This is a genomic window from Paraburkholderia fynbosensis (assembly GCF_902859935.1).
Lineage (GTDB): Bacteria > Pseudomonadota > Gammaproteobacteria > Burkholderiales > Burkholderiaceae > Paraburkholderia > Paraburkholderia fynbosensis.
On record NZ_CADIKI010000052.1, the window covers coordinates 1 to 12,897 of the forward strand.

The 12,897-nt window shown below is 61.5% G+C and carries 9 protein-coding genes; 4 read left to right on the forward strand and 5 right to left on the reverse strand.

The window, feature by feature from the left end; translation table 11 throughout:
* From HV770_RS37580 to acnA, 4 genes are all read left to right on the forward strand, one after another.
* A partial coding sequence (locus HV770_RS37580) for a citrate/2-methylcitrate synthase (RefSeq protein ID WP_281366328.1) occupies positions 1–151 on the forward strand: 151 nt, incomplete at its 5' end.
* Positions 152–255: 104 nt separating this feature from the next.
* Positions 256–759, forward strand: coding sequence for a hypothetical protein (locus tag HV770_RS37585; RefSeq protein ID WP_175166459.1), 504 nt, complete (start codon positions 256–258; stop codon positions 757–759).
* 24 nt (positions 760–783) lie between these two features.
* A complete protein-coding gene (locus tag HV770_RS37590) occupies positions 784–2,235 on the forward strand; it encodes a bifunctional 2-methylcitrate dehydratase/aconitate hydratase (RefSeq protein ID WP_175166460.1) in 1,452 nt (483 codons plus the stop codon).
* 40 nt (positions 2,236–2,275) lie between these two features.
* Positions 2,276–4,993: an aconitate hydratase AcnA gene (gene acnA, locus HV770_RS37595; RefSeq protein ID WP_175166461.1), complete on the forward strand. Its 2,718-nt coding sequence runs from the start codon at positions 2,276–2,278 to the stop codon at positions 4,991–4,993.
* Between the two features lie 110 nt (positions 4,994–5,103).
* Here the strand turns inward: acnA and HV770_RS37600 are convergent, their stop codons facing one another.
* From HV770_RS37600 to HV770_RS37620, 5 genes are all read right to left on the reverse strand, one after another.
* Positions 5,104–6,192, reverse strand: coding sequence for a hypothetical protein (locus HV770_RS37600; RefSeq protein ID WP_175166462.1), 1,089 nt, complete (start codon positions 6,190–6,192; stop codon positions 5,104–5,106).
* Complete coding sequence (locus HV770_RS39320) at positions 6,189–7,985, reverse strand: hypothetical protein (protein WP_246291617.1); 1,797 nt, start codon at positions 7,983–7,985, stop codon at positions 6,189–6,191. Before HV770_RS39320 ends, HV770_RS37600 begins: the two co-directional genes overlap by 4 nt.
* Before the next feature lie 11 nt (positions 7,986–7,996).
* Entirely contained in the window at positions 7,997–8,605 is a 609-nt protein-coding gene (locus HV770_RS37610) for a response regulator transcription factor (protein WP_175166463.1), read from the reverse strand.
* A gap of 360 nt (positions 8,606–8,965) precedes the next feature.
* Entirely contained in the window at positions 8,966–10,084 is a 1,119-nt protein-coding gene (locus HV770_RS37615) for an OmpA family protein (protein WP_175166464.1), read from the reverse strand.
* 91 nt (positions 10,085–10,175) lie between these two features.
* Positions 10,176–12,897: YadA family autotransporter adhesin (locus HV770_RS37620; protein WP_175166465.1), on the reverse strand; the 2,722-nt coding region annotated here is incomplete at its 5' end.

A 12,897-nucleotide genomic window follows, 5' to 3' on the forward strand; every position in this document is an offset into this window, starting at 1 on the left:
GATGTTCACGCCGATCTTCGTGATCGCGCGCACGGCCGGCTGGAGTGCGCACATCATCGAGCAGCGTATCGACAACAAGATCATCCGGCCGAGCGCGAATTACACCGGACCGGAGAATTTAAAGTACCTGCCGCTAAATAGGAGAAAATAGCGGTTGCTGTGCGCTTTCTAAGCGCGTGCAGTTCTACCCGCGCGGCCGCCAGGACCGGTAGCCCGCGCAATGTTTAACTGAAATTAGATAGAAAGGTTTTCTCCATGAAAAAGCTGATGATCGCCGCCGTGATTGGCGCCCTGTCCACGACGATGCTGTCCGTCGCGACTGACGCCGCCGCGCAACCGGCGACCACCACCAAGCCGGCTGCCAAGGCTGTCGCAAAGCGCCCGCAGCCGCGCCGCCTGATCAAGCGCAAGGAAAATCCCGCCAAGGAAGCGAAGGTCGATCCGGTACCGGAAGGCGCGGAAAAGTGGGCGTGCAAGGACGGTCTGGCTTTCGAAATGAAGGGCGACATGAAGCGTGACCAGATCGTCACGGTTCACTGGGCGAACAAAAACTACAATCTGCCGCGCGAAGCCACCACCACGGGCGCAGACCGCTTTCACGACGCCGCCACGGGCATGGATCTGGTTGTGATCCCGACCAAGGCGATGCTTTTCCAGGATAAGGACAGCTCGCGTCTGGCCGACGAATGCAAAACGATGGCAATGATGCAAGGCGCACCGGCCCCGACGCAATCGAACGCGATCAACAGGGCTAACTAATCATCATCGTAGGAACAGCTCCCGATGTCCGCTCCGATTTCCAACGTGCGACCCGACCCGGACCCAGTCCTCGTCGACATCGTCGATTACGTTCTGGATTTCCCGATCGACAGCACGCTCGCGCTGGAAACCGCGCGTCACTGCCTGATCGATACGCTCGGCTGTGGACTCGAGGCGCTCTCCTACCCAGCCTGCACCAAGCTGTTGGGACCGATCGTGCCGGGCACGATCGTCCCCAACGGCGCGAAGGTGCCGGGCACGTCGTTCCAGCTGGACCCGGTTCAGGCCGCCTTCAACATCGGCGCAATGATCCGCTGGCTCGATTTCAACGACACTTGGCTTGCCGCCGAATGGGGTCATCCGTCGGATAACCTCGGCGGGATTCTCGCGACGGCCGACTGGCTCTCGCGCAGTGCCATCGCAGCCGGCAAAACGCCGCTGACGATGAAAGACGTGTTGATCGCGATGATCAAGGCGCACGAGATTCAAGGCTGTATCGCGCTCGAAAATTCCTTCAACAAGGTCGGGCTCGATCATGTATTGCTGGTGAAGCTGGCGTCGACGGCCGTGGTCGGCCAGTTGCTCGGCCTCACGCGCGACGAATTGATCAATGCGGTGTCGCAGGCGTTCGTCGACGGGCATGCGCTGCGCACCTATCGCCACGCGCCAAACACTGGTTCGCGCAAATCGTGGGCCGCGGGCGATGCGACCTCGCGCGCCGTGCGCCTCGCGCTGATTTCGAAGACCGGCGAGATGGGCTATCCGTCGGTGCTGAGCGCGCCGACGTGGGGCTTCTACGACGTGCTGTTCAAGGGCACGCCGTTCCGGTTCCAGCGCCCCTACGGCTCGTACGTGATGGAAAACGTGCTGTTCAAGATTTCTTTTCCGGCAGAGTTCCACGCGCAAACCGCAGTGGAAGCCGCGATGAAACTGCACGCGCAACTCGCTGCTCGCGGTAAGCGCGTTGAAGACATCCAGAAGATCACGATCCGCACCCACGAAGCCGCGATCCGCATCATCGATAAAAAGGGCCCGCTGAACAATCCGGCCGACCGCGATCATTGCATCCAGTACATGATCGCCGTGCCGCTGATCCACGGCCGCCTGACGGCTGCGGACTACGAAGATTCGATCGCGCAGGACGCGCGTATCGATGTGCTGCGTGCAAAGATGGCTTGTGTCGAAGACGCGCAGTTCACGAAGGATTACCACGATCCGGAGAAGCGTTCGATCGCCAATGCACTGACGATCGAATTCAACGATGGATCGAAGTTCGACGAGGTCGCAGTCGAATACCCCATAGGTCATAAGCGCCGTCGCGAAGATGGCATTCCGTTGCTGGTCGAGAAGTTCAGGACCAACCTCGCGCGGCGCTTTCCGGTCAGGCAACAACTGGCGATTCTCGACGTGTCGCTCGATCAGGCAAGGCTCGAAGCCATGCCGGTCAACGAATACGTCGATCTATACGTCATCTAGTTCAGTACTGTAGTTCCGCGATCAAACCAAGGAAAACACCATGGCCCACAACCTCCACAAAACGCTCAAGGAATTCGACAGCGGTTCCGGTAAAGGCAAGTTCTACTCCCTGCCGCAACTCGGCAAGGCACTGAACATCAAGATCGACCGCCTGCCGGTTTCGATCCGCCTCGTGCTGGAATCGGTGCTGCGTAACTACGACGGCAAGAAAGTCGCCGAAGAACACATCACGCAACTGGCAAACTGGAAGCCGACCGCAGCGCGCGTCGACGAAATTCCGTTCGTCGTGGCGCGCGTCGTGCTGCAGGATTTCACCGGCGTGCCGCTGCTCGCCGACATCGCCGCAATGCGCGGTGTCGCGCAACGCGCCGGCAAGAACCCGAAGTCGATCGAGCCGCTGGTCCCGGTCGATCTGGTCGTCGATCATTCGGTGCAAATCGATCACTTCCGTGAAAAGAATGCGCTCGACCTGAACATGAAACTGGAATTCCAGCGCAACAATGAGCGCTACCAGTTCATGAAGTGGGGCATGCAGGCATTCGACACGTTCAAGGTCGTGCCGCCGGGCGTCGGCATCGTTCACCAGGTGAACCTGGAGTACCTTGCTCGCGGCGTGCATAAGAAGGCCGACGGTGCGGACACGGTGTACTACCCGGACACGCTGGTCGGCACCGACAGCCACACGACGATGATCAATGGCATCGGCGTGGTGGGCTGGGGCGTGGGCGGCATCGAAGCGGAAGCCGGCATGCTCGGCCAGCCGGTGTACTTCCTGACGCCGGACGTGGTCGGCGTGAACCTGAAGGGCAAGCTGCGCGAAGGCGTGACGGCCACCGACCTGGTCCTGACCATCACCGAACTGCTGCGCAAGGAAAAGGTCGTCGGCAAGTTCGTCGAGTTCTTCGGCGAAGGCACGCGCTCGCTGTCGCTGCCGGACCGCGCGACGATTGGCAACATGGCGCCGGAATACGGCGCAACGATGGGCTTCTTCCCGGTCGACGAAAAGACGATCGATTACTTCAAGGGCACGGGCCGCAGCGACGCGGAAATCTCCGCGTTCCAGAACTACTTCAAGGCGCAAAACCTGTTCGGCATTCCGAAGGAAGGCGACATCGACTTCACGAAGGTGGTGACGCTCGATCTGGGCACGGTCGCTCCGTCGCTGGCAGGTCCGAAGCGTCCGCAAGACCGGATCGAAATCGGCAATGTGAAGTCGACCTTCAGCGATCTGTTCTCGAAGCCGGTCGCGGAAAACGGCTTTGCGAAGAAGGAAGCCGACCTGGACGCGCAATACACTACGTCGAACGGCGTGAACGTGAAGAACGGCGACGTGCTGATCGCCGCGATCACGTCGTGCACGAACACGTCGAACCCGAGCGTGCTGCTGGCCGCCGGCCTGCTGGCAAAGAAAGCTGTCGAAGCGGGCCTCACGGTTGCTCCGCACATCAAAACGTCGCTGGCGCCGGGATCGCGCATCGTCACCGAATACCTGACGAAGACCGACCTGCTGAAGTACCTCGACAAGCTCGGCTTCACGCTGGCCGCTTACGGTTGCACGACCTGTATCGGCAACGCGGGCGACCTGACGCCGGAACTGAACGAAGCGATCACGAAGAACGACATCGTCGCGGCAGCGGTGCTGTCGGGCAACCGTAACTTCGAAGCGCGGATTCACCCGAACATCCGCGCGAACTTCCTGGCCTCGCCGCCGCTGGTCGTCGCTTACGCGATCGCCGGCAACATCACGCGCGACCTGATGACCGAGCCGGTCGGCAAGGGCAAGGGCGGCCGCGATATCTACCTGGGCGACATCTGGCCGACCAGCGAAGAAGTCAACGACCTGCTCAAGTTCGCGCTGGACGCTGATGCGTTCCGCAAGAACTACTCGCAGCTCACCAAGAAGGGCGACCTGTGGAGCAAGATCGAAGGCGAAGAAGGTCAGGTCTACGACTGGCCGAAGTCGACCTACATCGCGGAGCCGCCGTTCTTCGGCGACGACTTCTCGATGACGCCGGCCGACAGCATCGCCCCGGTCAAGAACGCGCGCGCACTGGGCATCTTCGGTGACTCGGTCACGACCGACCACATCAGCCCGGCAGGCTCGATCAAGGAAGACTCGCCGGCAGGCAAGTGGCTGAAGGAAAACGGCGTGCAGAAGGCCGACTTCAACAGCTACGGCTCGCGCCGCGGCAACCACGACGTGATGATGCGCGGCACGTTCGCGAACGTCCGGATCAAGAACCTGATGATCCCGGCGAAGGCAGACGGCTCGCGCGTCGAAGGCGGCCTGACCATTCACCAGCCGAGCGGCGAACAACAGTCGATCTACGACGCAGCGATGAAGTACATCGACGCCGGCACGCCGACCGTCGTGTTCGCGGGCGAAGAGTACGGCACGGGCTCGTCGCGCGACTGGGCTGCGAAAGGCACGCAACTGCTGGGCGTGAAGGCCGTGGTCGCACGCAGCTTCGAGCGGATTCACCGTTCGAACCTGGTCGGCATGGGCGTGCTGCCGCTGCAGTTCAAGGGCTCGGACAGCGTGCAATCGCTCGGCATCACCGGCGAAGAAACGTATGACATCGAAGGCCTGGGCGCGGACTTCAAGCCGCAACAGGAAGTGACGCTGGTGATTCGCGGCAAGGACGGCAGCGAGAAGCGCGTGCAAGTGCTGCTGCGTATCGATACGCCGATCGAAGTCGACTACTACAAGCACGGTGGGATTCTGCCGTTCGTGCTGCGCTCGCTGCTGGCTGCTTAAGCTCGGCTTGGTTGGCTCAGTAGCAAGGCAACGGCTTGGCTGTTTTGCAGGGGCTGCGTCCTGTGGAGGGCGCAGCCGATTTTGAAGCCCGACCTCTGGTCGGGCTTTTTTTATTGCGGGTCAGTTTTGAGTATCGGTGGGTCGAAGGCGCTCGGGTTGTCGGTGATCCGGCGTTGGGTTAGGTGGGTGTTCCAATCGGGGTCGCGGGGGCCAAGGGGGTTGGCATTGGCGATGTGGGCGGTGTTTGTGTTCGTCCGCGCAGTGACATGCGTGTGCCGCTGCTGCGTGGCCCAGTCACGCAATGCGGCCTGCACCGTGGCGTCGGCCGCAGAGCGGGCTATTTGTTCCGGTTGCGCCGATATGGCGGGCGGTATGGCTGGACGTGGGGAGCGGCTCGGCGATTGGTAGTCGTCGGCTAGCGTTTCGATTGGGTCAGCCGCTGGTAATTGGGTGTTGGTTGGGGTCGTGGCCGCGGTTTTGATTCTGGCGTTCACCTTGACGGCGTGGCTGCTTGCCGTGCCGTCAGTCGATGCTGGTGCAGCCGGGAGTGGCTCGGCGTACTGCGCGGAGAGTGTCGGCATGGCTTGCAGTTCTGCTTGCAGCGACGGTTTGGGCTCGTTTCGACGTCCGCCTGCTGATGCGAGGTTGGCTGGCGACGGCGCCATTTGTGCCACGCTCGGCATCAGCTCAGCGACCGGCTGCGCCGATTTGCCCAAGGCTCGTGGACGAACGACGACCGAAGTGCCCGGCGCCGTGACGGCCGACTCCGCTATCGTCACCGTTGCCAACTTACCCGCATAGCGCGCAGCGTTGCTCGTCAGCAGCCACGCGAGCACGATACTGCACGCGACGAAGAGCGCCACCGCTAGCACATGATCCGAACGGGACGAACGCTCGCGCGCTTTGTCCATCTCGAGGTAGTTGCGTGCCTCGGCCAGTTCTGCATCGAGGCGCAAGGAATGGTCGCGTTGCGGCGGCGACTTATAGAAGAAGCGAAACTTCTGCCCCGGCGCAAACCAGGTGTGAGCTTCCTGCGGCGATATACGTCGCTCGGTGTCCTGAAATGCCGGTTGCGGCCGACGCCGGCTTGCCGGGCGCACCGGCCCCCGATACACGCCATAAGGCGGCGGCAAGCCACGGAGCAACCGCGCATTCGGTTGCGCCAGCCTGCCTTGAATCAAGGCCAGCGGTCGGTTCATGGTTGAGTCTTCCGGTGTGTGGGCGGCGGCGCTTCGAACTGCTTGACCAGGTTTCTCGTGCGGTCGATCAGTGCGTCGATCGACCCGGCACTCTGTTCCAGCGGCGCCACGCTCGCGTGGCGCAACGCCTCCATCAGACCGAGTGCGCCGACCAGCCCCGCCGCCCCACTCAACCTGTGCAGCACGGCGCGCTGACGATCGGGGTGACTCTGACGATGCTGCAAGACGGTGAGAAGCGCCAGGTCGTCGTCCATCGCCCTGCGCCAGCCGTCGAGGAAGTTAGAGAGATCGACTCCTTCGTCGGAGAGCGCGTTCAGATAGCGAAGTTCAAAAGGTTCGGGCAGGACGCCTGAAGCGCTTGCGGATGCCTCTCGAGATCGGGTGACTTGCCGGGGAAGGCGCGGCGGCGTATCACCTGGCTCACGTCTCGACAAGGGCGCCCACTGCTCGACTTTGAAAGGTGCGTTGAAGCTCGCACGAATGCCCGAAATCAAGCCGTTCGGGATCGAAAGCTCGCCTCCCATACGCTGAGCGAGTATGCGGCACAGCGGCAAGCAGGCGTTGGCGGCGGTGGCTTCGGCTTCACTGCCATCGAGCAGCCTGTTCGTATCCGCGTCCGGAGTGCCGTCGATCAAGCCGGGATGCTGTGGCGGCGTGGCTAGCGAGTTCGTCGCACCGGCTTCCATCACGTTGATGAGGATGCGCTGGGATCTCGAACTCAGCGGCCCGATACGCACCACCAGCACGATCTCTCGATGCGTGCCGAGCTGAAGCGTTCGGTTTAACAGATGGAAACAAAGCTGGCCGAGCCGAGCGGGGTCGGCGAGGATCGTATGGGCTAGTTGACGATCGACGCTCGCACTCAGGCGCACGCCTTGTTGCGCCGCGGACGGCGCTAGCAGCGCGATGACGCCGTCGACAAGCGCACGCGGGTCCGTGACGCTTTCGTCGATGATCACTGCGCGCGAGTCGAGCGGCGAGCTATCGAGCAGATCGTCGAGCGTTTGGCTCCAGGTGCCCAGCGCGGATTGAAGCACCGCTAACTGCCGGCGTTGTGCGGGCGTTGTGGGTGATGTGTCAAGCGAGCCGAGCAGGTCAGCGACCACGGACAACGGCGCTTTCACATAACGGAGCATCGCGTCGGGAAGCTGGAACTGTCCGGCCATGACGGCGGCGCTTGCCTCGCTGCCCGCTTCGATGCGGGCAGCCTGCGCTGCGGCTTCGGCGGCTTCGCAACGGCGCGCCCGTTCGTTCGTGATCTGTTCGTGCTGTTCGATTGCTCGTTTCAACGCTGCACGGGACCGCCACGCGCTGATGAGCGACAGGACTGCGGCAACTGCCAGCGCGGGTATCCACGGCTGTCGTACGCCAGCGGCATCCTGAGCACTGCGGGCGTCCGGCGCGCTCTCGGCAGGCCGGTCGGCGCCGACGTATTCACTGTCGTTTGACGCCGATACGTGTGGTGTTGTACCGGAAATGGCGCCTTCGTACGCCGAGGCGCCACGAGCCGGAGGCTCCCGGCTGGCCGCGGCATCGTGTTCACCCGCCGCTGATGTCTGACGCGAACCATCAGCGCGCACTACGCGTGATGCAATGCCGATCGGCGGTGTCGCGTTCGCATAGGACGGAAGCATGCACAGCAGTGCATACACAAAGAGACAGCCCAATAACGCCGCCAAACGGAGGGCCGTTTGCCGTACACGATGGGCGCGCGAGGCAGAGAAATTGCGGACGGCGCACGGCGCACGACGATGCATATCCACCAAGGAAGCCCACCGGCACATGTCGTTCATAGCCCGCAAACTTAATCGATCAACTTATGCAGCGAAGCAAACTCGATCAACGCCGCCAACGACGTGAGCCCCAGTTTTTCCTGGATACGGCTCTTGTAGGTGCTCACGGTCTTGTCGCTAAGAAACAGACGGGACGCGATCTCGCGATTGCTGGCACCACGCGCGAGGTGCTGCAACACCTCGACCTCACGCGCCGACAGGGACTTCAGTCCGCTCCCGACCGCGGGATCGGCCGTATCCGCCGGGAAGCAGTCATAGCCGAATAACACGGTTTTTAGCGCAGTAATCAACTCGCTAATTTCCCGGCCTTTGCTGACATAACCATTGGCTCCGGCATTGCGCGTATAACTTGCCATAACATGCTCTGGCTTGGCGGAGAGAACGAGAATACTGGTTTTTAGATTCTCCGCGCGAATGCGCCGGATCAGGGATAAACCGTCGAGCCGTGGCAAATCGAGATCGACAATGACCAGATCCGGACATTCGGTCAGCACCATTGTCAGGCCGTCTTCCCCGTCGCCACACTCTCCCACCATGTCCAGCTCGGGATCGGAACGGATTACGCCGGCTATCGTCCTCCGAATAATTGGATGGTCGTCGATAATCACAATTCTCTTCATTTATAGCTCGCCTTTGATATTCAATCAATGGGCATAAAACGAATCGAACCAGCCCAATTTAACCAGAGTTAAATATTAACAACGCTATCGGAAATATTTTCCCGCGACACAGTGCGAATTTTCTGCAATATCGGAAAAGGATTTTCCTGTGTGAGCGACGGCAATTGCCTGCCTGCAATTGGCCATGATGATGCGATTCGATTGATGTTTGAGAAACGTCGGCTCACTGTTGGCCCAAAATACTCTTGCTTCGAACCCCTGTAAGAGAGGAGCGCGAACGTCGTTCGCGCTCCTCACGCTGATCTCAAGTGCCAGCGAGAAAAGAAGTGACCGGCCATGCGGGCCCAGTCGCTCCTGATCTCACTGGTCTTGCTGACCTTGCAGCAAGCGTCGGGATTGCGTGCGCTGACCCAGCGGCGCAACCGACTCCTGCCCATTACTGCGTGCAAAGTCGAGTTCGACGCGCCGGTTCGGTGCGAGGCAGTCAATCAATGCCTGACGGTTGCGGTCATTACACTGCACCACCGGATCTTCCTTGCCACGGCCACGCGCAATGATCGGTATCTTGACACCTCCGTTCTGCAAGTACCGTTTGACGGTCTCAGCGCGCTTGGCTGACAACTGGCGGTTGTAGCTGTCGCTGCCCAAACGATCCGTAAAGCCTTCGACGTGGATGCTCGTTATGTCGTCGACCCGCTCGAGGTCGCGCAGCAACTGATCGAGCTTGACCTTGCCTGCCGGCAACATGCCAGCCAGATCGCCCCGATCGAACTTGAACGACGCGTCAGCTTGCAGCGTTATCTTCGGCGGAATGATCGGATCGGCCTTGGCAACCGGCGGCGGCGTGCAGCTCTGAAGGGCGGCGCCGATGCCTGGCAAACCCTTCTCGACGCCATCGACGAGGCGCTGACTCTCGTCGAAGTTTCGCGTCCATGCTTCGTGACCTGCGTGAATCAACTCGACTTCCGAACAGGCCGTCAGATGCTGGGCTTCCTGGCACTGCGGGAACAGCGGCGAGGTCTTCGCAGCGAGAATCTGCTTCCACAAATCCGGCCGGATCATCGAAGCGGTCCGCAATTCCGGATTGTCGACAGAGAGTCCCTGCCCCGTCTCCAGCGCCGTGGTCAGGCGGTTGGCCTCGACCAGCGCCTCCTCGACGAAGCCCCAACCGTCGTGCAACGAGCGCTTGTCGGCGGCGGCGTCCAGCCAGCACTGGGCCTTGTCGCCGAAGTAGTTATTCTTGCGCTCGCCCAGCGCGGTCAGACGCGACTTCACCGACCGTAACGTGGCAGCGTTCTGGACGCCGCTATAGGTCGCGATCCACTGCGGCGTCACCGCACCGGAGGCCTGATTCTGCGTCGCGGTGAACCCGGTTTGCAGAACCGTGGGGTCCTGGATCTGCAGCCGATCGCGGGTCGCGGAAGACGAACATCCTGCGAGCATCGCGGCAAGCGCGATGGCAATTAACGAATACTTCATGTCTGTCTCTCATGGAAGGGTCGCACGGAAGCTCCCGTGCGACCCAGACGGCTAACGTCCAAGCTTTGATTCAAAGCCTTGCGGCCGTTGCTTAGTTGCCGAGGACGATGCCGATGCCAGCGCGGACGATAGTGCTATTGCCGCCCGAGGTGGACACGCCAAGGTTGTAGTTGATCGAGCCCTTCTCGTTCCAGCGAGATACGCCCAGACCGACAGCCTGGTAGCCACGGTAATTGGCAATGCCGGCGTTCAACGTGGTGCGACCCGGCAGATACGGCGTGACGATGTTCAGCGCCGATGCCGAAGCAATACCCTTGGCCGCGTTGCGATCGATGTTATGAATCGAGTTGTTCATGTTGCCCATGGCACTGTTCAACTGATTCATGTTGACCGCATCGGTGCCCTGCGTACCCGCCGCGACATTGGTGATCTGGCGCTCCGCGCCCACCGAACCCACCGATACCGAGTTGTCGCGATCCGTCGTGGAACCTGCTCCCAGCGCGACCGAGTTGGCGTTCGGAGCCGTTGCGCCGGAACCCAGAGAGACCGAACCGTTACCGGCCGTCACCGCAGACTTGCCGATTGCAATCGACTCCGTGCCGGTTGCCGCCGCACCATTGCCGATCGCGATGGAGTCCGAACCCGAGGCGACCGCAGCGGTGCCACTGTCGCCCGCCCCCGGCGCGCCGACGTTGACGTACGTGCTGCCGCCCGTGCCGTCGCCGGCCAGGATGTTGTTCAACTGGCTTTGGAGACTCGAGAACTGCCCATAGTTGACCGCGTCCGTCGCTGCGGTGCCATCCGCCAGGTTCGTCAGCTTGACCGGTGCGAGAGCTCCCGTGCCGCCTAACGTCACCTGGCTCTTCGAGGAATCGTCGTAGGCAACGGCGTTTGCCGTGCCACCACCGCCATTGGTATTGGCATACGTGGAGACATACGACTGCATCTGCGCGACGTTGACGCCGTCAGTCGGGTCCACGCCAGTTGCCACGTTCTTCAACTGGGTCGGTGCGCCGCCAGAGTTAAAGGTCAGCGTAGTCTTGCTGGCGTCGTCATACGCGACGAACGAGGTGGTCACATTGCCTGACGGATCGACGCTCAAGCCAGCGTCCTTCAATTGCTTCAGGTTCACGGCCTCGTCGTCCTGGGTCGCCGCGGCCACATTCGCAATCGTCACGGGCGTCGTGCCATTCGCATCGCCTAAAGTCACCCTCGTCTTGCTGGCGTCGTCGTACGCGACAAACGAGTTGGTCACGTTGCCCGACGAGTCGACGCCCAAGCCAGCGTCCTTCAATTGCTTGAGGTTCACGGCCTGGTCGTCTGCCGTAGCTGAGGCCACGTTTGCAATGGTCACCGGCGTCTTCGCACCTACTCCGCCCAAAGTCAGCATGTCATGCGCCGAGGTGTCGTAAATGACAGCCTCAGGCGAACCGCCGCTCGCGGCCGCAGTGATTGCTGCAGTCATTTGCCCCAGGTTTACCGCATCGGTATCGCTGGTGCCCGCTGCTACGTTGATGATCTGGCTCTGCCGGCCGGAGTTACCCACCGAGACCGCATTGGCACGGTCGGCGATCGCACCGTACCCGATCGCCACGCCGTTGGCTGCGCTGACCGTCGAGTTCTGACCCAGTGCCATACCGCCCGTGGCGCCTTGGGCCGCGAACGAACCATAACCAATCGCAACGGCACCGATACTCGTGGCACTTGCCGTCGTGCCCAAGGCCGTTGCATTGACGCCGCTAGCACGGGCGTTATAGCCGATCGACACCGCGTTGTCCGAAAACGCGCCAACCGTTGCACCTTCGCCGATTGCCGTAGCATTGATGGACGCAATTGCGGCGGCCGTGCCGACCGCGGTCGATCCGCTACTGCCGGCGATCGCGCCCGCGCCGACTGCCAAGGCCCCCTCACCCGCAGCGCTCGCCATCGGGCCAATTGCCATCGTATTCAAATCGTCCGAAGCTGTCGTGCTGCCACCCTGGACTACGTTCGAACTCACCGCGATATAACTCAACACCGCAGCCGAGCTTTGCATCATCGACTTCACACCACTGGTAGACGCGGTGTTCGCCAGTAGCTGGATCTGCAGCGCATCCAGTTGGCCCACGGTTGCCGCATCGGTCGGATTGATACCGTCCGCGACATGGGTGATACGCACTTCCTGCCCTTTGGCGCCGACAGACAGCGTATTTTCCGCGTCCGTGATTGCGTTCACGCCAAGCGCCGTCGAATTGGCAAAGGCTGCCGTAGCGCCTGTGCCGATTGCCAACGAATTCGCCTTGATCGCGAGCGCGTTGCCGCCGATTGCAATCGACTCGGCGCCGCTAGCCTGCGCTGTGGCGGCGTCCGATACGACCTTGACGTATTTCAGATTGGTAGAAAAGTTCGTGTTGATCTGGTCGAGCTGACCATCGACAGCGGACAGGGCCGAACCAACATCGGCATAGGTCGAGCCAGTAATCACGTACGACGGCTGGGACAGTGTGCCATCCGGCAGAAGGCTTGTCTGGCCGCCGAGCGCCTTGGCGGTCGATTGCGCCACGTTGTAGAGCTGAGCGCCATTCACTGCGTCGCTGCTAGACGCGGCGAGCTGACCCTTGTCCACGTTCGTCAACAGAACCGCATCGGTCGAACCCGGACCGCGGAGCGTGATTCTATTCTTCGTCGCATCGTCGTATGCAACGAAGGTGCTCGTCACCGCGCCGCTGCTGTCGACGTTCGCGCCCAGTGCGCGCAACTGCGACAGATTTACTGCGTCGGTGTTATTCGTAGCATTCGCCACGTTGATGATCTGGCGCTCCGAACCGGCCGCC

Bases quoted from the DNA above. Each gene is read 5' to 3' on its own strand.
- HV770_RS37585 (WP_175166459.1), top strand. From the start codon at position 256: ATGAAAAAGCTGATGATCGCCGCCGTGATTGGCGCCCTGTCCACGACG.
- HV770_RS37590 (WP_175166460.1), top strand. From the start codon at position 784: ATGTCCGCTCCGATTTCCAACGTGCGACCCGACCCGGACCCAGTCCTC.
- acnA (WP_175166461.1), top strand. From the start codon at position 2,276: ATGGCCCACAACCTCCACAAAACGCTCAAGGAATTCGACAGCGGTTCC.
- HV770_RS37600 (WP_175166462.1), bottom strand. From the start codon at position 6,192: ATGAACCGACCGCTGGCCTTGATTCAAGGCAGGCTGGCGCAACCGAAT.
- HV770_RS39320 (WP_246291617.1), bottom strand. From the start codon at position 7,985: ATGAACGACATGTGCCGGTGGGCTTCCTTGGTGGATATGCATCGTCGT.
- HV770_RS37610 (WP_175166463.1), bottom strand. From the start codon at position 8,605: ATGAAGAGAATTGTGATTATCGACGACCATCCAATTATTCGGAGGACG.
- HV770_RS37615 (WP_175166464.1), bottom strand. From the start codon at position 10,084: ATGAAGTATTCGTTAATTGCCATCGCGCTTGCCGCGATGCTCGCAGGA.